Source organism: Labrys sp. ALF-8 (assembly GCF_059699065.1).
The window spans coordinates 3,740,724-3,765,095 of sequence record NZ_AP048537.1 but is presented as its reverse complement, the minus strand read 5'-3'; the positions used below and the strand labels follow the sequence as shown (position 1 = coordinate 3,765,095).

General features: G+C 65.1%; 19 protein-coding genes. 8 read left to right on the top strand and 11 right to left on the bottom strand.

Annotated elements, in window-relative coordinates; genetic code table 11:
* Positions 1 to 8: 8 nt before the first annotated feature.
* Together AC6H34_RS17215 and AC6H34_RS17210 are read right to left on the bottom strand one after the other, a co-directional pair.
* On the bottom strand, positions 9 to 1,346 hold the full coding sequence (locus AC6H34_RS17215) for a GAF domain-containing protein (RefSeq protein WP_497539536.1): 1,338 nt from the start codon (positions 1,344 to 1,346) through the stop codon (positions 9 to 11).
* A complete protein-coding gene (locus AC6H34_RS17210) occupies positions 1,343 to 1,813 on the bottom strand; it encodes a hypothetical protein (protein WP_497539535.1) in 471 nt (156 codons plus the stop codon). The genes AC6H34_RS17215 and AC6H34_RS17210 overlap by 4 nt, the downstream gene beginning before the upstream one ends.
* A 134-nt stretch (positions 1,814 to 1,947) precedes the next feature.
* On the opposite strand from AC6H34_RS17210, the gene AC6H34_RS17205 reads away from it, so the two are divergent.
* The gene (locus AC6H34_RS17205) at positions 1,948 to 3,507 is read left to right on the top strand and encodes a flavin-containing monooxygenase (RefSeq protein ID WP_497539534.1); all 1,560 of its coding nucleotides are present in this window, start codon (positions 1,948 to 1,950) and stop codon (positions 3,505 to 3,507) included.
* 122 nt (positions 3,508 to 3,629) lie between these two features.
* On the opposite strand, the gene AC6H34_RS17200 is transcribed toward AC6H34_RS17205, so the two are convergent.
* From AC6H34_RS17200 to AC6H34_RS17185, 4 genes are all read right to left on the bottom strand, one after another.
* Positions 3,630 to 4,004, bottom strand: coding sequence for a phasin family protein (locus AC6H34_RS17200; RefSeq protein WP_448148696.1), 375 nt, complete (start codon positions 4,002 to 4,004; stop codon positions 3,630 to 3,632).
* A gap of 154 nt (positions 4,005 to 4,158) precedes the next feature.
* Positions 4,159 to 5,697, bottom strand: a complete 1,539-nt coding sequence (locus AC6H34_RS17195) for an FGGY-family carbohydrate kinase (protein ID WP_497539533.1) — start codon at positions 5,695 to 5,697, stop codon at positions 4,159 to 4,161.
* A gap of 100 nt (positions 5,698 to 5,797) precedes the next feature.
* Positions 5,798 to 7,489 (bottom strand): alcohol dehydrogenase catalytic domain-containing protein, encoded by a 1,692-nt coding sequence (locus AC6H34_RS17190; RefSeq protein ID WP_497539532.1) that lies wholly within the window; start codon positions 7,487 to 7,489, stop codon positions 5,798 to 5,800.
* Positions 7,486 to 8,379 (bottom strand): MurR/RpiR family transcriptional regulator, encoded by an 894-nt coding sequence (locus AC6H34_RS17185; RefSeq protein WP_448148699.1) that lies wholly within the window; start codon positions 8,377 to 8,379, stop codon positions 7,486 to 7,488. The genes AC6H34_RS17190 and AC6H34_RS17185 overlap by 4 nt, the downstream gene beginning before the upstream one ends.
* A 206-nt stretch (positions 8,380 to 8,585) precedes the next feature.
* Here AC6H34_RS17185 and AC6H34_RS17180 point away from each other — a divergent pair, with 206 nt between their 5' ends.
* Positions 8,586 to 10,898, top strand: a complete 2,313-nt coding sequence (locus AC6H34_RS17180) for a Tex family protein (RefSeq protein WP_497539531.1) — start codon at positions 8,586 to 8,588, stop codon at positions 10,896 to 10,898.
* Positions 10,899 to 11,057: 159 nt separating this feature from the next.
* Here the strand turns inward: AC6H34_RS17180 and AC6H34_RS17175 are convergent, their stop codons facing one another.
* Entirely contained in the window at positions 11,058 to 11,813 is a 756-nt protein-coding gene (locus tag AC6H34_RS17175) for an HAD-IIA family hydrolase (protein WP_448148701.1), read from the bottom strand.
* 311 nt (positions 11,814 to 12,124) lie between these two features.
* Between AC6H34_RS17175 and AC6H34_RS17170 the strand changes: the two genes are divergently transcribed.
* The 4 genes from AC6H34_RS17170 to AC6H34_RS17155 all read left to right on the top strand — a co-directional run bounded on the left by AC6H34_RS17170 (position 12,125) and on the right by AC6H34_RS17155 (position 17,574).
* A complete protein-coding gene (locus tag AC6H34_RS17170) occupies positions 12,125 to 13,687 on the top strand; it encodes an ABC transporter substrate-binding protein (protein ID WP_448148702.1) in 1,563 nt (520 codons plus the stop codon).
* A gap of 170 nt (positions 13,688 to 13,857) precedes the next feature.
* Entirely contained in the window at positions 13,858 to 14,838 is a 981-nt protein-coding gene (locus AC6H34_RS17165) for an ABC transporter permease (RefSeq protein WP_448148703.1), read from the top strand.
* A 2-nt stretch (positions 14,839 to 14,840) separates the two neighbouring features.
* Positions 14,841 to 15,752 carry an ABC transporter permease gene (locus AC6H34_RS17160; protein WP_448148704.1) on the top strand — a complete coding sequence of 304 codons (912 nt, stop codon included), beginning with the start codon at positions 14,841 to 14,843 and terminating at the stop codon, positions 15,750 to 15,752.
* A 1-nt stretch (position 15,753) separates the two neighbouring features.
* Positions 15,754 to 17,574 (top strand): ABC transporter ATP-binding protein, encoded by a 1,821-nt coding sequence (locus tag AC6H34_RS17155; RefSeq protein ID WP_448148705.1) that lies wholly within the window; start codon positions 15,754 to 15,756, stop codon positions 17,572 to 17,574.
* Between the two features lie 6 nt (positions 17,575 to 17,580).
* Here AC6H34_RS17155 and AC6H34_RS17150 read toward each other — a convergent pair whose 3' ends face one another.
* Both AC6H34_RS17150 and AC6H34_RS17145 read right to left on the bottom strand, forming a co-directional pair.
* Entirely contained in the window at positions 17,581 to 18,804 is a 1,224-nt protein-coding gene (locus tag AC6H34_RS17150; protein WP_497539530.1) for a Zn-dependent hydrolase, read from the bottom strand.
* A gap of 7 nt (positions 18,805 to 18,811) precedes the next feature.
* Positions 18,812 to 20,212 (bottom strand): amidase, encoded by a 1,401-nt coding sequence (locus tag AC6H34_RS17145; protein WP_448148707.1) that lies wholly within the window; start codon positions 20,210 to 20,212, stop codon positions 18,812 to 18,814.
* A gap of 217 nt (positions 20,213 to 20,429) precedes the next feature.
* Here AC6H34_RS17145 and AC6H34_RS17140 point away from each other — a divergent pair, with 217 nt between their 5' ends.
* Both AC6H34_RS17140 and AC6H34_RS17135 read left to right on the top strand, forming a co-directional pair.
* Positions 20,430 to 21,383, top strand: coding sequence for a phosphotransferase (locus AC6H34_RS17140; RefSeq protein ID WP_497539529.1), 954 nt, complete (start codon positions 20,430 to 20,432; stop codon positions 21,381 to 21,383).
* Complete coding sequence (locus AC6H34_RS17135; protein WP_448148709.1) at positions 21,383 to 22,339, top strand: phosphotransferase; 957 nt, start codon at positions 21,383 to 21,385, stop codon at positions 22,337 to 22,339. Before AC6H34_RS17140 ends, AC6H34_RS17135 begins: the two co-directional genes overlap by 1 nt.
* A gap of 160 nt (positions 22,340 to 22,499) precedes the next feature.
* On the opposite strand, the gene AC6H34_RS17130 is transcribed toward AC6H34_RS17135, so the two are convergent.
* Both AC6H34_RS17130 and AC6H34_RS17125 read right to left on the bottom strand, forming a co-directional pair.
* A complete protein-coding gene (locus tag AC6H34_RS17130; protein WP_497539528.1) occupies positions 22,500 to 23,432 on the bottom strand; it encodes a helix-turn-helix domain-containing protein in 933 nt (310 codons plus the stop codon).
* Positions 23,433 to 23,488: 56 nt separating this feature from the next.
* Entirely contained in the window at positions 23,489 to 24,328 is an 840-nt protein-coding gene (locus tag AC6H34_RS17125) for a DeoR/GlpR family DNA-binding transcription regulator (protein WP_448148711.1), read from the bottom strand.
* Positions 24,329 to 24,372 lie beyond the last annotated feature (44 nt).

The window sequence follows — 24,372 nt, the reverse complement described above, 5'->3', positions numbered from 1 at the left end:
CGGGGCGATCACGAAATCGCGTCATCCAGCATCGGCGGCCCCGACAGGAGCAGTCTTATGCGTCCCCGCCCGATGCGGGCGATGCGCACCGGCGCGTTCTTGTCATCGAGGCGCCGTCGCAGGAGGAGGAGACGGGTTTCCAGATTATCCTTGAAATCCGGCAGGCGCAGGCCGCTCCACAACCGAATTTCCCGGTTGTTGAAATCGGTTCGCCCCTCCTGTCGATGGAGCTTGAGCAGGTGCAGCAGCAGCCGTCCCGCCCCCCCCTTGATCAGGTATTGGCTGTCGATGAACACGCTGTCGTCATAGGCATGATGCACCACCCTGAAGGCGGGTCCGGCGGGAAGGTGGTTGCCCGCCCCAGCCGTCTGGGGAGGCGGCGGCTCGGATGCCTCTTCTTCCGCCAATGCCAGCGCCGCTCCCCCCTGGGCCGCGACGATGGCCAGGGCGGCCTGGTCCTCCCTCGAAAAAGCCAGGCGCGCCGTGCTCTCCGCCAGCAGGACGCCCCGCAGGCGCCCTTGCGCCATCATCGGCAAGGCGAGCTGGCTCATCGCATTCGGCAGACCCGGCAGCGATATGGATCGGGTCCTGTTCTCTTCTGCCTCGGAGGCGCGGATCGCCGCACCGAAACGGCGAAGCCGACTCATGTCGCTGACGCGGATGGGGCGCCGTTCCGCGGCAGCAATGCCGATCGCCCCTTCCCCGATCGCCACTTCGGCACCAACGCCGGTCGTCTCGTAGCCGCGGCTGCCTATCGCCACGAGACGTTCCGCGAGCGGATCCTTCAGCAGGATCATTGCGTTGGCATGGCCAAGGCTGTCGCGCAGTCCATCCAGGATCGTGTCGATGACAGCGTCCACTTCCGTCTCGGCCGACAATCTCTGCACGAGGTCCGCAGTGGCCGCCAGCGGTGAGCCGGTGGCCGGCGCTGGGTCGGGACGATGATCGGGCGATGGTATCCGCCGCGTGGAGGTAACCCGGAAAATATCGACGCCGCGCAGCCGCATGACATCCGCCATGCCGAGCTGGGCGCTCGCCGCCCGGAGGTGGGAAGCCATCTCCTCGAAAAGGGGACCACCGTCGAGAGAGCGCTCAAAGACCGCCCCGAAGCGGAATTGCCGTCCGTCGCGGGCATCGACTACCAGGATGGCGACGACGGGATTGGTCCTGATGTTCTCCGCCGTCTTGGAAAAGAACTGGTTGGAGAGCGCGACATGGTCGTCGTCGACGAAAGCCACGTGGGAGAGATAGGAAATGTTGGGTGTGCCATCGGCTGCGGCCGTGGCGATAATCGATGGAATGACGCCCTCGAAGCAGGCCTGCAAATCACGAAGACGCGGTGTCACCCCAGCTCTCCGAGTCGCTGGCCGGCCTTGGCACCCGGTGTCTGCCAGAAGATCGCATCGACATGAAGGCGAAAGGCCGTCGGATCGCGTTCTATGAGCCATTCCGCCGCCAAAGCTGGAGCGACGCCCAGGGCGGTAAGAACCTCGGCGGTGGCTCCGACATACCATCTGGAACGAACGAGATGCCCTTCGTCGACCGGTATGGCGCCTGCCCGGCCCTTTACCTGATAGGACACGTAGTCGGCCGGGCGGGCGAATGTGACCGCGAGGCGGCCGTTCTGCCGTATGTTCGTGACAGTCCCCGGCCACTGCCAGGCGGAGATGAGCAGGTCGACCCACCCCTCCTCGGCATCGACCATGGCACCAACCGCCCGCCCGATTTCCGGCACGCGGGCATCGCTGCAGGTTCCCGTGATGATCATCACCGGACTTGTCATGAAAGCAGCAATCTCGGGATCGAAGCGCATCGAGTTTTTCCGCCTGCGGGAAGAGGAGAATAGCAATATTTTAAGAAGCGCGGCACGTCGTTTAGGAAGGATTTAGGAACAGACACCGGGCCTGAACGTGTAGGCCGCAGTCCTCCCCCAAGAAGGACTTCGCCATGAACTCTCCGTACATAGACGATATCCATCCCCAGGCCGTCGCCGTGATCGGCGCAGGGCCGGCCGGCCTCGTGACGGCGCGCTGGCTCGCGGCTCGCGGCTTCGAGCCCGTGCTGTTCGAGGCCTCCGGCAGCCTCGGAGGCCAGTGGAACGCCGCTTCAGCCCTCAGCGCCACCTGGCCCGGCATGCGTACCAACACCAGTCGCATCCTGACGAGCTTCTCCGATCTGGATCACCCCGTGGAGAGTGCGGTCTACCCGCCCAGGGAAGGGGTGAAAGCCTATCTGGAGCGATATGCGGCACTCTTTGGCCTAGCCGGCCATACCCGCTGGCACAGCCGCGTCGAGCAATTGCGCAAGGATGGGGCCGGCTACCTGGTCGTCTCCACGTCTGCGGGCTCGACCCGTACGGAGAGATTTGCGCGGGTCGTCGTCGCGAGCGGTCGATACGTCGCTCCCCACCTGCCCGTCATCCGCGGACAGGAGAGCTTCACCGGCGCGCTCGGTGCCATGCATACGGCCCGCTATCCGGGGGCATCCCTTTACCGGGGAAAGGACGTACTGGTCGCCGGCTGTTCCATCAGTGCGCTCGAAATAGCATCCGATCTCGCCCTGTCCGGCGCGAACAGTGTCACGGCCTGCTATCGCAGGCAGAGATATGTCCTGCCGAAGCTCATCGCCGGCGTCCCCACCGACCATGTGATGTTTACGCGCGCAGCTGCCCTGGCGGGCGAGACACTACCACCGGACATGCTTGCCGAAGGTCTCAAGAGGAAAGTCGTGAGTACCGCCGGCAATCCCGCTCAATATGGCGCCATGATTCCCGACGAAGACATCTTCGCCGCCGGTCTCACCCAGTCGCAGCATTTCCTGCCGCTGGTCGCCGAGGCGCGGATCGCGGCTCGGCCGTGGCCCGATCGCATCGAGGGAAGACGGGTGTTCTTCGCCGACGGAAGCAGCCGCGACGTCGACGCCATCCTCTTCGGCACCGGCTTCCGATTGTCGCTGCCCTTCCTCTCGAGCGAGATTGCAGACTGCCTCGGTCTGGACGACGGTCATGCCGACCTGTGCGACCACACCTTTCACCCGGATCTTCCGGGCCTCGCCTTCGCAGGTCTCTACGACCTTGTCGGGCCGGCCTTTCCTGTCCTGGAGCTGCAGGCGCGCTGGATCGCTTATGCCTGGGCGGGCACCGTGCCGGCACCTTCTGCGAGCGAGCTGCAAGCAGGCCTCGCGCGGAGCCGCGCCGGGCGCAGCCGTCCCGGTAGCGTCGCGATGCACGACATGGCGGTGCTGTTCGCACGTAACGCCCATGTCGAGCCGGACAGGAGCCACTGGCCGGGACTTGAGCGCGCGCTGCTCTTCGGACCGCTCTCGCCGATTTCATTCCGGCTGGAAGGTCCCGACAGCCTGCCCGACGCTGCTGCCCGCACGATCACCGCAGCCGCTGCCTTCGGCGCCATCGCCTCGTCGACGATGAGCCCGGAGGAAGCCGGATTGCGGGACCTCATCGGAGGCAGCCAGGATATCGCCGCGCGGACAGTCCTCAAGGCGGGCTGATTTCCGGTCGACTGGAAGACTGCGGCAGCAAATGCCGTCAGGCCGAACCACTCATCCGGCTTACATGCGGAAATCACACGTATTTTGCGATTCCTGGTGATTTCGCACCAAGGCAGCATGCGCTAGTTCCGTGTCCCGGCGGCAGGGCGGCGTGCGGCCGACGGCAGCGCTTCATCCTGTGTAGCGTCCCCTTTCGACGGCGTCACCTCTCCCGAGAGGGTGTCGCCGCATTGGCGGAATGCGTCGACCCAGCAGTCCATCGCGATTTCGGTAGCCTCCGTCAGCTTCGTCAGGCTGGAGTTGATGAAGAATGCCTGGATGAGGGCATATTCCCAAGGGGTCCTGGCAGTGGCCAGCCGCCGGAACAGCTCGAAATTCGCGTCCACCTGTTCCGAGGCGAAGCGCATCATCTCGGCGACCGCCGGTTCGCTGTCCTGCTGGATGATGTCGGCGACATCGCCCAGGCACTGCCTCAGTTCGGTTCCGGATGTGTTCATGCGCGCAATCTCCGTTTCTGCAAGAGACAGGCGCAATATCGACCCGGCGCAGGGAAGCTGCTTTGACGAAGCTCAAACGGGAACGATCATTTCGCGATGCGAGACGTCGCTGGGACGGAAGAGCCGGCATCCCCGCTGCCCCGGGATTGCGACCTCAGATCGCGGCGAGCTTGCGGAAGAAGCCGGCGGAATCGTCGAGCATGTCCACATAGAAATTCGCATAGCCGCGATAAAGCTCGGTCCTCTCCCTATCGGGCTGGGTAGGCTCGCCCTCCGTCCGCACGAAGCGGCGGGCGGTGTCGGCGACGTCGTCGAACAGGCCGACGGCCTTGCCGGCCACGATCGCGCTGCCGAGGGTCCCGAATTCCTCGCGATCGAGACGGCCATAGGCCAGGCCCAGTATATCGGCCTTGATCTGGCGGAACGGCTGGCTGCGGGCACCGCCGCCGATGCCTGTGACATGGGTCGGCACGAGGCCGGGCGCCAGCTCCTTCACCGATCGCAGATAGAGCAGGTATTCGTAGCCGATGCTTTCCATGATGGCGCGGACCATGTGCGCCTTGCCATGGCGCCACGTGAGGCCGATGAAGGCACCACGCATATCGGTATTGTTGGGCGTGTTGCGGCCGCCGAGATGCGGCAGGAAGACCAGCTTGTCCGCACCGGGGGGGACGGTCTGGGCCAGGCGGCCGAGCTCATCGTAGGGATTGCGCCCATCCATTTCCCACTGCGGCTTCTCGGCATCGCAGATCGCATCGCGGAACCAGCGCAGGTTGAGGCCGCCGCCCGCCACATAGGCCATGGCGTAGTACAGGCCGGGCACGACATGGGGGCAGGTCATCAGAGCCTGATAGCTGGTGTCGGTGGCGAACCTGTCCAGCACGATTGAGAAGACCGAGGCCGTGCCGGCTGCATCGTAGATCATCCCGGGCTCGACAATGCCGCCGCCAAGCACATTGGCGGCCTGGTCACCGCATCCGGCGGCGATCGGCGTCCCCTGCATGAGGCCGGTCGCCTGCGCGGCAGCGTGCGTCAGTGTGCCGATGACTTCCCAAGGCTCCACGATGCGGGGCAGCCTGGCCGTATCAAGGTCGAAATCGGCCAGCAGGTCCTCGTTCCAGCGACACGCGGCCGTATCGGCGAAGGTGGTGAAGTTCAGATAGGTGCGGTCGATGAACGCGTCCCCGCCCCTGAGGCCGGCCAGCCGACCCGCGACATAGGCCGCCGGCTGCACGAAGGCGCGGATACGGGACCAGACTTCGGGGAACTCATGCTTCCAGTAGAGGATCTTGGGCCCATGATTATAGGATGGCGTGCAGCCGGAGGCCTGCAGGATCTCCATGCCGCGCTCCTTCAGGCGAGGCAGGTAGGCGGCACAGCGATTGTCGAGCCATGAATCGTAATGCGTTGGCGCGTTCCAGTCGGCATCGACCGTGCACACGCCTCCCATCTGGCCATCCAGGGCGATCGCCACCACGTCCGCAGGCCGGACATTCCCTGCGGCGAGGGCGGCGCGAATGGTGCGATGCACGGAGCCCTCGATATCGTCGGGCTTCTGCTCCACCCATCCGGGCCGAGGATATACCAGGACGGATTCTTCGAAGGCCGAGCCCAGCAGCCTGCCGTTCTCGTCATAGATGCCGGTCTTGGTGCCCGTCGTACCGATGTCGATGCCTATGACGACCCTTGCCATCGCGTTCCTCCCCGGATTGAAGCGGGCGGGTTGATCCCGCCCTGCCGTCGCGTCCCGTCGCCTCGCGCAGACGCCGAGAAATATGGAGCTGTGCGCCGGCTCAGCCCCGCGGCTTCTCCGCCTCGCCCGCGTCCAACAGACGCCGCTCGTCTGCCAGCGACCAGCGCACCGCCTGACCAGGCGCGCGCAAGGCATCGACGGAAGTCAGCGGGAGGTCGAGCAGGGAGGGATAGATCGCGATCTTGCCCGATACCCTGCCTGCATTGACGGCTTCCAGGGCGTCAGGCAGGGCACCGAGCCCGGCAACCACCTCCAGATTGCCGGAGAGTTCCAGCGAACCTTCGACCACACGTGCGAGAACCGCCAGCTGATCGGCGACGTTCGACCCCGTGGACCCGGTGATGCGGGCATTGCCGCTCGAAACGAGCCCGAGCGGCAGGCGACAAGGCTGGCCGAAGGGCATTCCGGCGAAAAGCACCAGCATGCCATCGGCCTTCATGATCCGGGCACCGCGTTCGATCAGGGTAATTTCCGGCGCGACGACGACCACATCGTCGCAACCGTCGGGCGCAAGTTCGGCGACGCAAGCCTCCGCTTCCCCGTCCTCGATGACGACGAGTCTCTTTCCATGCTGGCTAGCCAGCGGAGCAAAGTCGGCCTCGAGCGCTCTCAGGCGCTCGCCCTTGCGCGAGGTTGCGATGATGGTAGCCGGACCGTTCCTCAGCTCGAGAGCACGGTGGGTATGGATCCGCCCCATCGCGCCGCCCGCGCCGAGTATCAGTGCTGTACCGCCCGCCCGCAGCTCGAAACGGCTGCGCTCGGAGGCGAAGGCCGTGGCCAGGGACGGCCCGGGTGCTCCCAGGAAAGACAGCTCATGGTAGTGGATACGGGCGGCATCGAGCACGAGCTCCTCGCGACCAAGGCCGCTGCCCACCATGACCATCAGCCCGCCCTTTGCAAGGCGCTGTGCCAGTTGCTCGGTGCAGACGGCATCCGCTGGCCCGAGCACGAGGATGTCGTCATATGGCACCTCGCTCGTACCGGAAGCGGCGAAGGCCTCCAATGTCGGGAAGACGGCCATCCTTTCCGCTTTGCTCGTCCAGTTCATGACGGCATCACCGGGGTTGACGAGCGTCACGTCCGCGGCAGGAGCCTCGATGTCGAAAATCGTGCCGTGGCTCATCTCCACTACAAGCAACCGGCCACCCTGCTTGAGACTGGTCCGGCAGTTTCGCCGGTAGGCCGCCTCCACGCAGGCATAGGGCTCGAGCATCGCGATCGTCGCAGCGCTGACATCGGCCGGGACGGGGAAGACATAAGGCCCCTCGCCTGCCAGCACCCGCCCGTCCAGGCGGATGAACTCGGCAAAGGCACCCGGCAGGTCCATCCCGACGGTGCGCCGCCTGCCCTCCACCATGATGGCCGGCTGCAGACCGAGCCGGTCGCCGGCGCGGAAGCGGTCGCGCCAGCGCTCGCCGACGTCGCAGACCGTCAGGGCCATCTCATGCCCGAGCACCGCCGGGCTGTCGGCGAGGTCGCGGTCGGCGAAAAGCGGATGGGCCTTGCCCATGCGGATGATCTTGAGATCCGACGAACAGATGCAGACGGCATCGATGCGCGCAATCACCTCGTCGGCGCGGGCGGGACCCTGGGGCTCCTCCACGTAGCGGCCCTCTATGCCGACATCACGTATGCCGCCGCCCGCAAAGGGCCAGGTGCGATTGACGGCCGGCGTCACTGTGGACCGATCCGTCGAAGGCCGGGTGGTGAAGTCCATGGATGTCTGTCTCATTTCAGTCGGCTTCGGGCAATGACGGCATCGGTGTAATCGAGGCGTTCGAGGGCCTTGTCGTGATCCTGCACGGCCACGAGGGCATAGAGCGCGTCCATGGCCGTCAACTGCGCCATCTTGGACACCATCGACTCATACATGCCTTCTCCACCCGTCGGCTCCGGAGCGGCGCCCGGCAGGTTCAGCACCGCATCGGCGTGCCGGGTCAGCGGCGAACCGGCCGCGGAGGTGACGGCGATGGTCGGCATGCCCAGCGCCCTGGCTTCGCGCAGGGCCTCGACGGTGCTTCTGGTACGACCGCTGTCGCTGATGCCGATGGCGACGGCGCGCCCTGCGAGACCGGCCACCGAGAACATCTGGATGTTGGCGTCGCGATTGAAGATGCAGGCCTTGCCGATCCGCAGGAAGCGCATCACGCCGTTCTCGGCCGCGAGCAGGGACGAGCCGACCGCAAAGAAGATCAGCGTATGGTGCGCGGAGACCAGATCGGCTGCCTTCTGGAGTTCCCCCGGATCGAGCGTCAAGGCCGCGCCGGCGATGATCTCGGTCTGTCGACGGGAGACCTTGGCGATGATGGCCGCGGCATCGTCGCCGGGGGCGATTCCCTCATAGACCTCGTGTTCGCCCGAGCGCGCGCCAGCGGCACGCCGCGTCAGCCCCTCGGCCAGCATGATGCGAAAATCCTGGTAGGACTCCGCCCCCACGAGACGAACGAAACGGCTCACGGATGCCTGGGAGACGCCGGCTTCCCCCGCCAGTTCCCGGATGCTCATGGCCTTGGCATCCAGCGTCCTGCCGAGGACGAAGTCCGCGACGCGCTGCAGGGTCGGATTGAGTCCCCCGCGCAGAGCATTGATGCGTCTCGTGATTTCAGCTTGCGCGGCTTGCACCCTTGTCTCCCGGCGATTCTCAGTCAGCCTCTTCCGTGAGGACTTTTGTGAAAGTAACTTTCTTTCTTTATAACAAGCAAGGAAATTTCAATTCAAAACCGAAACGGTGACATGCTGTGGAGAAACATGGCTGCCCAGCCGGAATCGTGGCGATCCGGCTAGCTCTTCAATAAGGTGCCCGGCCCGCCATCACGAACGAGGAACGCATGACCGGCACCAGGGAAATCGGACGCATAGCCTCGATCATCGCATCTGACGTCAATGCCAGGCCCCAGCAGGTGGCGGCTGCCATCGCGCTGCTCGACGAAGGCGCGACGGTTCCCTTCGTGGCACGCTACCGCAAGGAGGCCACCGGCGGCCTCGACGATACGCAGCTGCGTCTGCTGGCGGAACGGCTCACCTATCTCCGCGAGCTCGACGCCCGGCGAGAGACGATCCTTTCCTCCATTCGCGAACAGGGCAAGCTCACGGACGAGCTCGAAGCCAAGATCCTCGCCTCTTCCACCAAGACGGAACTGGAGGACATCTATCTTCCCTACAAGCCCAAGCGCCGGACCAAGGCCGAGATCGCGCGCGAGCGAGGGCTCGGCGCCCTCGCGGAGGCGATCCTGGCCGACAGGACGGCCGTGCCGGCCGACCTCGCCGCAGCCTATCTCAACGATGAGGTACCTGACGCCAGGGCTGCGCTCGAAGGTGCGCGCGACATCCTGGCCGAGCAATTAGCCGAGGACGCCGATCTCGTCGGCCGGCTGAGGGCGCATATGAAGGAGCGGTCGTTCCTGCGTTCGCGCGTCGTCGACGGCAAACAGGAGGTCGGCGCCAAATTCTCCGATTATTTCGACCATGTCGAGAAGTGGTCCGGCGTACCGAGCCACAGGGCGCTGGCCATGCTGCGCGGCCGCAACGAGGACGTCTTGTCCCTGGACATCGAGGTGGATGCCGACGACACCTCGCCGGTGAAGCCGGCGGAACGCATGATCGCACAGGCCCGGGCCATCGGGAACGCCCTGCCGGGCGACCGCTGGCTGATGGAAGTCGTCGCCTGGACCTGGCGGGTCAAGCTTTCCCTGCACCTCTATCTCGACCTGATGGGTGATCTGCGCGGGCGGGCCGAGGAAGAGGCGATCCATGTTTTCGCGCGCAACCTCAAGGATCTTCTCCTTGCTGCTCCGGCCGGCTCCCGCGCCACGATGGGGCTCGACCCCGGAATTCGGACAGGGGTCAAGGTCGCCGTCGTGGATGGTACGGGGAAGCTTGTGGCGACGACCACCGTCTACCCCTTCCCGCCGAAGAACGACGTGCGCGGCGCCCAGGCCGAGCTCGCCGGCCTCGTCCGCAAGCACGGCATCGAACTGATCGCCATCGGCAACGGCACCGGGAGCCGCGAGACGGAGAAACTGGTGACGGAAATGCTCGCTGCCATGCCCGCCCCGAAGCCGCTCAAGGTGATCGTGAGCGAGGCGGGCGCCTCGGTCTACTCCGCCTCGGAGGCGGCGGCGGCCGAGTTTCCGGATCTCGATGTCTCGTTGCGCGGTGCCGTTTCGATCGCGCGGAGGCTCCAGGATCCGCTGGCGGAACTGGTCAAGATCGAGCCGAAATCCATCGGCGTGGGGCAGTACCAGCACGACGTCGACCAATACCGGCTCGCGAGGTCGCTGGATGCCGTCGTGGAGGATGCGGTCAATGCGGTCGGCGTCGACCTCAACACGGCATCCGCCTCGCTCCTTGCCCGCGTTTCAGGCCTGGGTCCCTCTCTCGCGGAAGGCATCGTGGCCCATCGCAACGCCAGTGGGCCGTTCTCGAGCCGGAAGGACCTGCTGAAGGTGAGCCGGCTCGGCCCGCGCGCCTTCGAGCAATGCGCCGGCTTCCTGCGCATTCCCGGAGGCGGCGAGCCCCTGGATGCCTCCGCCGTGCATCCGGAAGCCTATGGCGTGGCCAAGAAGATCGTCGCCGCCTGCGGGCGCGATGTGCGATCGCTCATGGGGGACAGCGCCGCCCTCAGGGCTCTCGATCCGCGTTTCTTCGTCGACGAGCGCTTCGGCCTGCCCACCGTGCGCGACATCATCGCGGAACTCGAAAAGCCCGGCCGCGATCCTCGCCCCGAATTCAGGACTGCGACATTCGCCGAGGGGGTCGACGACATCAAGGACCTGAAGCCCGGCATGCTGCTGGAGGGTACCGTCACCAATGTCGCCGCATTCGGTGCCTTCGTCGACATCGGCGTGCACCAGGACGGCCTCGTGCATGTCTCACAACTGGCGGACCGGTTCGTGAAGGACGCCCATGAGATCGTGAAGGCGGGAGATGTGGTGAAGGTGCGCGTGGTCGAAATCGACATCCAGCGCAAGCGCATCGCCTTGTCGATGCGCCGCGATGCGGCCCCAGTCTCACCGAAGCCGCCCAGGCGCGACGACGGCGCCAGGCAGAACACGGCTCGATCCGGGCGCGGCCAGCCCGACAAGCCCTCCGGCCAGGGGGCTTTCGGCACCGCGCTGGCGGAGGCGTTCAAGAAACGCTAGCGTGGTTTCCTTTCGGTGCGGGTCACCCAGCATCGCAGAATGCTCTTGTTACCTGCACTTTGATCTGGAGAAACGATACCGTCTGAGCACATTTTGCTCCGTCGCGTTTCACCTTCGGATCGCCCCCCAACCTGCCGGCATGACGCTCGCCCCCGCCTTCTACAGGGCGAGGAGATCGGGAACGACGAGGTCGGGCTTGATCGCAGCCTTGCTGTCAGCTGGTACACCCGTGGTCACCAGCACCGAGCGCAGTCCCGCCCTCTGGCCAGCGATGATATCCGTCGCGATCTGGTCTCCTATCATGATCGTTTCCGCTGGCGAGGTGCCGATATAGGTCAGGGCTTCCTCGACCATGAGCGGCTCGGGCTTGCCGACGACGATCGGTTCGAGCGCAGGCACGGCAGCCTTGACGAAGGCGGCGACGGCGCCGACGCACGGTTCGTAGCCCTCGTCGGCCGGGGTGAGAATGTCTGGATTGGTGACGATGACGCGCGCCCCGCCCAGCGCCGCGCGCACGGCCTTGCGGAGCTTGGCATAGGTGAGGTCGTAGTCGAAACCGAGCACGACCACCTCGGCGTCCTCTCCCGCGAGCTGGAAGGAACCGTCCGCCAGGGCCTCGAAGAGCGGCGCCTCGCCGATCGCAAACACGCGGGTGCCGGCCGGGTACAGCCGCTGCATCAGGCTTGCCGTCGCCGAGATCGAGCTGAAGACCTGGGCAGGCTCGACGGCGACCCCGAGCCGGTTGAGCTTGGCCGCGAAATCGGCTGCCGACTTCGTCGCATTGTTGGTCACGAACGCGTAGGGGATTCCGCGCGCATGCCAGCGGCGAAACGCCTCGATAGCCTCGGGAATACCCTTGTCCCCGCGATAGACGACTCCGTCCAGGTCCGAAATGATCCCATTGTACCGCAGCATCCGATGCCCGCCCCGCCTGTTGCCGTCCTGCTCGTGCAATCATAGGGGCCGAGGCACGGCGCGGGCCATTTCCTTGGCTCCGGAATTTCTGTTCCGACCACCGCCATGGGGGATGGCGATGCCCAATCCGGCGGCATGGCGCGAGAAGCGTCAGCAATGGAATCGTGGAGCAGCAGGCATCAGGATCACGGCGCATCTGGTCTAGAGTTTTGCCACCCACCGACAAGAACGTGGGATGGCTCGGCACCCAGGACGGTATCCGAATGGCGAGCCCAGACAATCTTCGGCGCACCCATTCAAAGGAACGACAGATGATCAACCGTAGAGATCTCATGCTGGGCGCACTGGCCGGAGCCGGAGCATTCGGCTTTGGCCGGGTGAACCCCGATTTCCTCATGAGCTCCGCCTTCGCCGCGGAAGGAAAGACCCTGCGCTTTCTCGGCGCGGAGGCCCTGACCGGCAATTGGGATCCGACCACGCACACCAATCTCGGCCAGCTCATAGTCGAAGGCTTCGTGTTCGGCTACCTGACCCGTGCACCGATGAAGCCGGACAATCCAGGCGAACTGGTGTTCGAGCTCGCCGAATCCCTCAAGCCGCTCGATACCTACACCCTCGAGGTGAAGCTGCGGCAGGGCGTCAAGTTCCATGACGGCACCCCGTTCACCTCGGCGGACGTCAAAGCGACCTATGAATACGGCTCGCAGCCCGATCGCCCCGCGCAATGGTATCCCGGCAAGGTTACCGTCGACATCATCGACGACCATACCTGCCACATCAACACCAAGGAATTCGGCTACCCGGCCAGCCTCTACTACTATCTGTCGTCCTTCCTTCCAATCATGGCGGCCAAGGACGTCGCCAACAAGGCGCAGCTTTCGGCCCGCATGAACGGGACCGGTCCCTTCAAATATGTGGACCAGAAGGGCGACACCACCATCCTCGCCGCCAACACCGAGTTCTTCCTCGGCGCGCCGAAGCTCCCGGGCGTCGAGTATCATTTCGTCGGCGACACCACCACGCGGACCCTTTCGCTCCTCAACGGCGAGGCCGACATCATCGAGCGCCTGGAGCAGGAGCAGGTCGACACGATTTCGAAGGACGATCGGTTCAGCATCCACAAGGCCGTGTCGGTGGAGAACAAGTACCTGTTCTTCCGCTGCTCGAAGAAGCCTTTCGACGATCCGCGCATCCGCCTCGCCGCCTGCCATTCGATCGACCGCAAGCAGGTGCTCGACATTCTCGGCGTCTCGGGCACCTTCTCCAAGGCCCACATCTCACCCGTGAAGTTCGGCTACACCGAAGTCGCCGACTATCCCGAATATGATCCGGACAAGGCCCAGGCGCTGCTTGCCGAAGCGGGCTTCCCGAAGGGCGAAGGCCTGCCGGAACTGACCTACTACAGCTCCGTCGGCTTCTATCCCAAGACCAAGGAATATGCCGAGCTGATCACCGGCATGCTCCAGGAGCAGGGCTTCAAGGTGAACCTGCAGACGCTGGAAGTGGCCGCCTGGGGCAACCTGCTCTACGACAAGCCGGGCGGCGGCGAAGGCAACATGATCGACTGCGGCTGGTGCACCGGCTCGCCGGAGCCCGATCTCGTCATCCGCACGCACTTCCACTCCTCGTCCAAGCGCATCACCGGCATCGTCGATCCCGAGATCGATGCCGTGCTCGACAAGGAGCGCAACGCCGCCTCGATCGACGAGCGCAAGAAGATCCTGCAGGAAGAGACGCTGCCGACCATTGCCCGCAAGGCGCCGGCCCTCGCCCTCTTCACGTCGGTCTTCATCCACGCCTACAGCAAGAAACTCGACGGACTTTATATCTACCCGAACGGCATGCAGGACATGAGCAAGGCAACGCTCGTCTGATACGCGATGCGATCCGATCCCGCCGCATCACGCCAGACGTTCCATTCCCGGCGCGGAATGCCGAGGCGAGCCCTTGCGGCTTTGCCCGGCGCCGTGCCGGTCGCGAGAGCGAGGAGCCGGTTTTCCCCCGGCCGGCTCCTCCTTCATCCGGATTGCTCACGGAATAGCCGATGCTGATCCTCGAATTTCTGGTAAAGCGGATCGCGCAGGGCGTCCTGATCGTCGCACTGACCTCGCTTATCATCTTCACGCTCCTGCGCGTCGTGCCGGGCGATCCCGTACGCCTGATCGTGGGCGGCATGGCGCCGGACAACGTGGTGGAGGAGGTGGCCACCAAGATGGGGCTGCGCGATCCCATCATCGTGCAATATGCCCGCTACATGGCCGGCCTCGCCCGCGGCGATCTCGGCCAATCGTACATCCGCCCGCGCAGCGGCGGCGTTGCGGCGGGCGGTCAATATGTCGACCCGACCAAGGCCGAGATGGCCCCCGTCGCCGATCTGATCCTGGAGCGCCTGCCCCTCACCCTGCAACTGGGCGGCATGGCACTGGTCTTCGCGCTTCTCATCTCGATGCCGATCGGACTGGCAGGCGGGCTTCACCAGAACGGCTGGCAGAATTCGCTGGCCTTCGGCGTGCAGTCCCTGTTCGTCTCGATACCCAACTTCTGGCTCGCCATCGTCCTGATCCTGTTTCTCTCGGTCAAGCTCGAATGGCTGCCGGCGCTCGGCTACAAGGGCTTCAGCTACGTCCTGCTGCCGGCCTTCGTCCTGGCGGTGGAGATATCGCCCTTCATCATCCGCACGCTCACGACCTCCCTCGGCGAGGTCATGCAGGCGCCCTTCATCGACGAGGCGCGCGTGCGCGGCCTGTCGCGGCAGCGCATCGTCTACTCGCACGCGCTGCGCAACGCCTCGGTGCCGCTGATCAACCTCCTCGGCATCCAGCTCTCCACCCTGATCGGCGGCGTGCTCGTCATCGAATACATCTTCGACTATCCGGGCCTGGGCAACCTGACCGTCGTCTCGGTGCTCGGCCGCGACTTTCCCGTGATCCAGGGCATCGCCATCACGACCAGCGCGGTCTTCGTCTTCATCAACATTCTAGTCGACCTCGTCGCCTACCTCGTCGACCCGCGCGTGGAGATCTGAGCATGACCACGATCACCACGGACACCGCCACGCCCGAACCCACCCGCACACAGTCGATCAACCGGCGCATCCTGGCCGCCGCCTGGGCCATGCCGAGCTTCCGCGTCGGCCTTCTCATCTTCCTGGTGCTCCTGCTGGCCTCGGCCATCTATCCGGAGTTGTCCACCATCACCGCGACCAAGATGGTGGTGAAGGACAAGTTCATGGCGCCCGCCTTCCTCGGCGACAAATGGAGCTGGGACCATCCGCTCGGCACCGACCAACTCGGGCGCGACATGCTGATGCGCTGCCTCATCGGCCTGCGCTATTCCCTCCTGATCGGCATCGTCACGGTGGCACTGGTCTTCCTGATTGGCTGTGGCCTCGGTCTGCTCGCCGGCTTCAAGGGCGGCTGGTGGGATACGGTGATCATGCGCATCACCGATGCCCAGCTCTCGATCCCGATGATCATCCTCGCCATCACCATCCTCGGCGTCACCAAGCCGGAGGTGCCGACGATCATCATCGTCCTCGCCCTCTCGGGATGGCCGCTCTACGCGCGCGTGGCGCGCAGCGCGGCCGTGACCGAGCGAGGCAAGGAATATGTCCGGGGTCTGCGCGTGCTCGGAGCCGGAGACTGGCGCATCCTTCTGCTCTACGCCGCACCCAACATCCTGCCGCCCATCGCCTTCGTCGCTGTGCTCGACGTGGCACGCATGATGATCTTCGAAGCGATCCTCGGCTTCCTGGGGCTCGGCATCCAGCCGCCGACCCCGAGCTTCGGCAGCATCATCTCGGATAGCCGGAAATATCTCATCAACGCCTGGTGGATCGCCACCAGCCCCGGCGTATTCCTCGCCGTGGCCCTCACCAGCATCAACCTCATGGGCTCGGCGCTCGAAAAGGCCCGCAACAAGATCTTCGGAGGCGCATGAGATGGACAATTCCCTGATCCTGCAAACGCGCGGCCTCACCGTGGGGACGCTCCAGGGCGGGACCGTCCTCGACAACATCGACATCGAGCTCCATTCTTCCGAAATCCTCGGCATCTATGGCGAAAGCGGAGCAGGCAAGACCGTCCTGAGCCGCGCCCTGGCCAACTGGCTGCCGGAGAGCCTCTCGTACCGGAGCGGTTCCGTGCTCTTTGCAGGCAGGGACATCACGAAGGGAAAAGGCGCCGGCAGCTTCAGGATCGGACGCGACATCGCCTATATCGGCTCAAAGCCCCAGAGCTCGCTCGATCCCACCCAGCCCGTCGGCACCCAGATCTCCGAAAAGCTGCGCAGCGTTCGCCCCGAGTGGACCCGAAGCGAGTGCCACGATCGCGTCATCCAGCTCCTCAGCGAGGTCCGCATTCCTTCGCCGAAGGAGCGCTACTGGGAATATCCGTCCAAGTTCTCCGGCGGCATGATGCAGCGCGCCATGATCGTCGATGCGATCTGCGCCGAGCCTGCCGTGCTGATCGCCGACAACATCACCCAGCCCCTCGATGTCACCATCGCGGCCCAGATCGTCGCCCTGCTCCACGATCTCTGCCTGCGGCACAAGATGGCCACCATCTACCTGTCGTCCTCGCTGGCCACGCTCGGCCAGTTCGGTGGCCGCACGGGCGTGCTGCACGACGGCAGGCTCGTGGAGGAACAGCCTTTCAACGATTTGATGCGCTCGCCGCGCAGCGAATATACCAGCCGCGCCATCGCCAGCGTTCCGCGCATCTGGTCGACCCAGGAACGACCGGTCTCCCGGCGCAACGCCTCGGACGAACCGCTGATGCGCATCAAGGATGCCCATCGCACCTATCTCGCGCGCAAGCGCGGCACCTTTAACACCTACCGCAACATCCAGGCCGTGCGCGGCGTCACCTTCGACATCCTGCCGCGTGAGAATTTCGGCATCGTCGGTGAATCCGGCTGCGGCAAGTCAACACTGACCCGCCTCCTTGCGTGGCTGGAGGCGCCGGACAAGGGCGACATCGTGCTCGGCGGCGTATCGCTGCGCACGCTGTCCTCGCGCCAGCTCATCGACAAGCGGGGCGAATTCCAACTCCTGCTGCAGGATCCCTACAATGCATTGCCGCCGCGCACCACGGTCGGCCGCATGATCGAGGAAAGCCTGCGGATACGCGGCGGCGTTTCAAGCAAGGCCCTGCGCGAGCGCGTGCTCGCCGCCATGCAAGAGGTCGGCCTGGCGGGACGGCTCTATGACGAGCTTCCCAACGCCCTGTCGACCGGCGAGCGCCAGCGCATTTCGATCGCGCGCGCCCTCATTCTTTCGCCCAAGCTCCTGATCCTCGACGAGACGCTCTCGGCGCTCGACCAGCGCGAACAGGCCAAGCTGATCGAGCTTTTCTCCAGCCTGCAGGAGAAGAACGATCTCACCTATGTCTTCATCTCGCACGATCTCGCCATGGTGCGGAAGGTCTGCACGCGCATCGCGGTGATGTATCTGGGCGAAATGGTCGAGATCGCCGACAATCACGATCTCTTCTTCAAGCCGCAGCATCCCTACACCAAGGCGCTGCTCTCGGCTGCCCCGACGCTCGAGGAAAAGCCTTTCGACCCGCAGGACTATCTGCTCGAAGGTGAACCTCCAAGCCCGATCGACATACCCTCGGGCTGCAGCTTCGCTTCGCGCTGCCCCAGCGCATTCGGCCGCTGCAGGACGGAAACGCCACGGCTCAGGGAACATCGCCCGGGCAGCTTCGCCGCATGTCACCTCCTTGACAGCGACCAGAACGGCCAGTCGGCCGCCGCTTGAACCGCCTCACCGGGTGACGAGGCGCCACAGCGTTTCGGTGAGGACGGCGAGCCCCTTGTCCAGGGCCGCCGCTTCGGTGAACTCGGCGGCGTTGTGGCTGAGCCCGTCCCGGCTCGGCACGAAGATGAGGGAGGCCGGCATGCGCTTCTGCAACGCCAGGGCATCGTGACCGGCAACCGTCTTCATTTCGATAGCCGAATAACCGAGATCGCGCGCCACGGAGAGGGTCAAGGCCACCCCCTCCGGATCGAGCAGCGCCGTCCCCCGCCGCTCGTCGGTCGCGATCTCCATGGAGACACCGAGCGGCCGCACGGCCGCCTGTGCCTCGATAAGAAAGTTCTCGGCAAGCTGCACGGCCGTCGCCTCGACCTCATGGCGGAACTCGAACCACACCTGCACCCGGCTCGGCGTGACATTGGGTGAATTGGGAAAGCTCGTGATGCGGGCAGCCGAAGCATGAGCGCCCGTCGCACTCGCTTCGATCAGGCGGTAGTGCAGCTCTATGGCCCGCGCCGCAGCGCGCAGGGCGTCCCGCCGCGAGGCCATCGGCATCGGCCCGGTATGGGAAGGCTGGCCTTGGAAGACGAGCGAGAGCTTGCACGCCGCCCAGGCGGCCGTCACCGCCCCGATCTCATCGCCGCTCTGCTCCAGGCGGGCGCCCTGCTCGACGTGGAGTTCGACATAGCGGACCGGATCGATCGCGGGCGGGCTCACTCCGCGATGGCCGATGGCGTCGAGGGCCTGTCCGAGACCGACGCCGTTCCCGTCAGCAAGCGCCAGGGCGTCATCCAGGGCCAGATTGCCGGCAAATACGGAGCTTCCCGTCAGGCTGGGCTGGAAGCGCGCGCCCTCCTCATTCGTCCAGTTGACCAGAGCGAGATTGCATTTCGGCCGGATCTGCCGTGCTGCCGCGCGGGACATCGCTGCCTCCACCGCGAGAAGTCCGGCCAATACGCCGTAGGAACCGTCGAAACGCCCACCGGTCGGCTGGCTGTCGAGATGGGAGCCCACCAGCACCGTCTCCCGCGTATGGGGAGCGAGATCTGCAATCCCGAACATGTTGCCGATCGGATCCACGTGGAGCCGAAGCCTGCGGCGCCCGATCTCGAGGCCGAGCAGATTACGGGCGGCGGCGTCCTCGGCGCTGCCGGTCAGGCGGCATACGCCGCCGTCGGACGTTGCGCCAAAGCTGGCGAAAGTCGCGATCAATTCATGCAGTTGCGCAGACATGGCCGCCTCATGCACGCGGCTGCAAGGGCCAGTCCATCGAGACTTCGCGAAGGTCTTCCAGGGCCTTGGTGACCTGCAGCACGCCGAGATCGTCGCAACGGTGGCCGATGACCTGGATGCCGATCGGCAGGTGGCGATCATCGAATGCGGTGCAGACGGTCGACGCCGGTTGTCCGGTCTGGTTGAACATCGCCGTGAAGACCGTGTGGGCTAGCGGCACTTCGCGGGAAAGTCCCGGCTCTTCCGCCGGGAAATTCACTACCGGCAAGGTCGGAGCGATGACGTAGTCCCAGCCATCGAAGGCGGCCAGCAGCGCAGCCTTCATCCTGGCGATCTCCCCGAGCGTGCGGTAGACGTCCACGCCGGAATGCTGCTGCCCGTGCAAGGCCCACTCGCGGACATAGGCGTTGATGCCATTGTCGCCATGAGGCGGCAGATCGCTGTATTCGACGAAGCCGCGCACCTGCAGGTAGCGGTCGATCGGGGCGTAGGCATCATAGCTCAACGGCGAGACGAAGGGCTCCACGATGGCGCCTGCGCTCTCCAGGAGGTGGCCTGCGGCCTCGACCGCTTCGCGAACCGCAGGCTCCGGCTTGGGGCCGAAACCCATGTCCATGAGCACGCCGATGCGGATGCCCTTGAGATCCCGGCCCAGATGCTCGTGATACCGGATCGCATCGCCCGGAAAGCTCCAGGTGTCGCGCTCGTCCGGGCTCGCCAGGACAGTCAGCATGCGCGCGATATCCTCGACCCTTCGCCCCATCGGTCCCGCCATCCGCATGCTGTCCGCCGGCAGGTGAGGCACGCGACCATGCGTGGGCTTCAGGGAGGCAAGGCCGCAATGGGCCGCCGGCAGGCGCACGGAGCCCGCGATATCGGTTCCGACCGACAGGAAACCCATACCGGCCGCGACGGACGCCCCGGCCCCCGACGAGGAGCCGCCGGTATTCCACGACAGGCCCCATGGGTTGCGGGTGATGCCGTGGAAGGAACTGATGCCCGACGCCAACAGTCCGCAATCGGGCATGGTCGTCTTGGCGAAGATGGGAGCCCCTGAATCCATCAGGGCCTGCGCTGGGGGAGCGTTGTAGTTCGACATCGGCAGGACCCGGTTGGCGGCGATGCCGTGCGTGTTGGGCCATCCCTTGATGGAAACGCTGTCTTTCACCGTGACGGGTACCCCGTCCAGCAAACCCATCGGCTCGCCCCTGCGGTAGCGCGCCTCGGAAGCGCGCGCTGTCTCCAGCGCCTCCTCCGGCCGGAAGCTGAACAGGGCATTGACGGCGGTGTTCGTCGCTTCCGAATGCTCGATGATCTGACGGGTGACCTCGACGGGCGAGAGGTCTCCTGCTGCATAGGCGCCGATGAGTTCACCGACGCTCATGTCAACCAGGCTTACGATAGACATGGATAACTCCCGGAAATCCGGCATGGGCAAGGATGCCGACCACACCCTTGGCAGTAGCGGATTTCGCGGCTCTCCCGGTAGGGGGGCAGTCTGCCGGGCAAGAAATCATGGAGCATCAGGCATCCTCAGTTCGACGCTTAGAAGGGAAGATAGAATCGGGCGCCGAGGCTGTGGTCTCGGTTGCAAAACGACAATCAAAACGGGGAACTGAACTGGAATGGGCAGGTTCGATGAGGATCGTCGATTTGTCGAAGAACGCGTTCGGCAAGTGGCGGGATGGGAAGCTGGAAGCGTCGTCGCCGAACCGGCCATACCCGTCCTGGCCTCGCCCAGTTGGCGGGGCGTGGACGGATCGCCCTGGAGGGTCCGCGAGGGTTCGGGAGGAGACAGCCTGTTCGCCAAGCTGATGGATCCGGATGCCGCCTTCTACATCGACGTGGGCTGCGCGTTCGAAGCCGCTCGCCGAGCCTCTGATCTCGGCATCGGCCCCAAGGTGCTCCTCGCGGATGTCGAGACGGGTCTGCTCGTGATGGAGGATCTCGACAAGGGGTGGAGCACGGGAACGCTGGAGCGGCTGCTCGATGCCGATCTTGTCGATCGCATCGCCGCGGCCCGGAAGCGCTTCCAGGACGGCCCTCCCCTGCCTCGTTCAGCCGGTGTGTTCGAGGAGATCGATCGTTTCCACGCAGATGCGAAGGCGGCTGGTGCGCAGTTGCCGGCAGACGCCGCGTGGCTCGTTGAAGAGATCGGCTTTGCCGCCGAAGCCATCGGGAACGTGGCCGGCCAGCCCGTTCCCGTTCACGGCGATGGCAATGTTTCCAACATCATGATCAGCGATGAGGGAGACGTTCGCCTCCTCGACTGGGATCGTGCGGGCAATGCCGATCCGCTGGAGGATCTCGGCAGCCTCTTGGTCGAGGCCTATGACGAGGAGCCCGAGGCCAGGGACGCCTTCACCCGCCTCAACGGAGGTTTCGAGGAGAAGGCTTATAACCGCGCATGGCTCTACGGCGTGGCGGACGACCTGCGCTGGGGGCTGATCGGGACGCTGGTTGCTGCGCGATCGCCCCGAACCACGTTCGAGTTCCACAAATTCGCGAGCTGGCGCTTCGTGCGCTGCCGCATGGCCGTGCAATCGCCGCGCTTCGGCGAAGCGCTGAGGAGGCTCTGATGCCGGTTACCAAGCGCGTGGGCGAGGCCATCACCGAGGCCGAACGCACATTGGAGCGGGCGGTCGCCCGCGTCGGGGCCTGGAACGGCCATGAGATCCGTTACACCGCCCTGGTCGGCGGCCTGATGAACCAGAACTGGGTCGTCGACATCGCCGGCGATACCCGGCGCTACTTCGTCAAGGTTCCGGGCGCAGGCTCGGAAATGTTCATCGACAGGATCGCGGCCAACGAGGCGGCCCGAAACGCCCATGCCATCGGGGTAGCGCCCGAAGTGGTTTTCTTCGACGCGAGCGACGGGCTGGAAATCAGCGAATTCCTGGACGGCTACCGGGCGTGCACCAATGCGGACTTCTCCGACGCCGCGATCCAGAGCGACGTGCTCGGCATATATCGCCGGCTGCATGCGAGCCAGCCGCTCTCGCTGACCAAGACCATCTTCGACATGATCGAGGAGCATATCGACCAGGGCCGGCAGCTCGGCGCCCATTTCCCGCCCTCCATGCCATGGATCGAGCACCGCTACCGCCAGGCGAAGGCTGCCTTCGTGGCATCGGGACTGGATCTGGTGCCATGCTTCAACGATCCCATGCCGGGCAATTTCCTGATCGGCCACGACGGGGCGGTCGCACGCCCCATGAAGCTGATCGATTACGAATTCGCCTCCAACAACGAGAGGGCCTACGAGCTCGGCGTATTGTTCGCCGAGATGTTCTACGACGAGCAGGTGACGCTCGGCCTCATCGAGCAATATGCGGGGTCCGTCCGGCCCGAGATGGTGGCGCGCGTCATGCTCAACCGCGCCCTCGCCGATGTCAAATGGGCAAGCTGGGCGATCGTGAACCGCAAGCTGAGCAGTTGGGACTTCGACTACCAGAAATACGGTATCTGGAAATATATGCGGGCCCGCCAGATCATGTACGACCCCCGCTGGGAGAGCTGGCTGAGGACGATCTGAAGGGCCGGGCTGGAAATTCCAGCCCGCAGGCGCAAGGCGCCGTTACGAGTGCCGCGAAGGAGTCAGGGAGCAAGGGTCGATGCCCTTCGCTCCCGGATCGGTTGGCCGCGCGGGCAGGGACGGAAGTCCGGCCGGACCGCAATCGCCGGACCGATGGGCCTCAGGCCGTAGCCTCCAATGCCGCCCCCACGTAGCGCTGTCCCGCGCCGCTGCCTTGCGGCGTCTCGTGCGGAACCGCCGGCAGCGTGGTTCGGCGGGCGTCGCGCGGTGCCATCCGGAAATGCCGGCTGAAGCTGCGCGAAAAGTGCGAAACGTTCTTGAAGCCAACCTGATACGCGATTTCGGCGATGGTGACGTGGCCCTTCGGATCCGCCACCAGCAGCTCATAGGCGCGCTGCAGGCGCTTGACCTGCATGAACTGGCTTACCGTGGTGTCGTCGTCGTTGAACAGGCTGTAGAGGTAGCTCAGCGAGATGCGGTTGCTGGCCGCGATCTTGCGGGGCGTGAGATCCTGATCTCCGAGATTCCGGTCGATGAAATCGAAGATGCGGCGGCGGAGATGGTAGCGCGCGTTGCGCACGTCGACGGTGGAGCCCCGGTCCTCCGAACCGATTGCGAGCGCGACGAAACTGAAGATCTCGGTGGCCAGCGCCTCGGGATTGGGCGGCGGGCAATCCGCGAAGACCTCGGCGACACCACGCAGCAGGTCCACGAGCAGGCGGGTCATCTGCTCGTTGGCCCCGAAGCGACGACCGATATGGTCGTCGACCGAAGTCAGGCGCCCGCGCAGCTCGATTGCCGGAATGCGCAGCATCAGCAGCAGGGCTCCGGCCCGTGAGGAGAACTCGTAGAACTCCATCTGGCTGAGGAGGACATATGCGCCCGCCTCGACCGTACCGGTCCGCCCGCCTTGGGCATAGTGGAGCCGCTCATCGAGAGGAATGACCAGCATGTAGGAGGTGTCGGCGATGCTCGCCACCCTCTCGCGGCTGCAGACCAGCCGCTGTTCTGCCACGGCGACATCGAGCGCGAGCCGACCGATATGGATCCGCTTGTGTGTCGCCAGTCTGGTTCGGATACCAGGATTGTGCATGGGTAAGTCCTGTCCCGTCTCAGTTGATGGTGAAAGATCTTCTTGTTTGGTCGGTGTTATGCGTTGGCGACGACGACGTCCGTCCCCGCCTCCCGCAAGGCGCCGGCCAGCGCTCCCACGGGTTGTCTGTCGGTCACGAGCCGGTCGATGGCGTCCCATCGGGTGCAGATCGCCACGGCCAGCTGGTCGAACTTGCCGTGATCGGCCACGACGATGGCCTCTGCGGAGCGCTGGATCATGGCGGCGTAGACCGCGCCGGCTTCCTCATCCGCATCGTAGATGCCGCGCGCTCCGATACCGGTCGCGCCGACGATGGCGCGATTGGCCTCGTAGCCGTTGATGCTGGCAATCGTCTGCGAGCCGAGAAGGTAGCCCTCGCCGGGATGCAGCCGTCCGGCGCAGAACAAGACCTTGATCGTCGGATTGGTCCCGAGCGCCGAGGCACTGGCGAAATCGTGGGTGATGACCGTGATGTCCCGGTTCCTCGCTGCGAGGAAGCGGGCGACATGGTAGGTCGTGGCGCCTCCCCCCAGCATCAGGACTTCCTTGGGTAGGATCATGCTGGAGACGACGGAGGCGATCGCCTCACGCTCGGCGATCATCACCTGGCGACGATCGCTGCGCGCCGCCTCGAGGGCGAAGGGACGGGAGGCGCCGCCGTAGGTCCGGTTTATCAGTCCCTGCTCATGCAGCTCGAGAAGGTCTCTCCGGATGGTCTCGCCCGAAACGCTGAGGGCAACGGCCAGCTCCGATGCCCTCAAGGTCGGCGAGGCCGCGAGCTGGGCGATGATGCGCTGATGGCGCACCACCTTGGAGAGCCGGTCGCGCTCGTGGCCCTGCTGGGCTTGCCGCGGCAGGTGGCCGTCCCGGGCCGGAGATGATGCGTCACGCTCCATCGAAAACCATTCCCGCTGTCGGAATGGCGCGCCTTCTGTGGGCC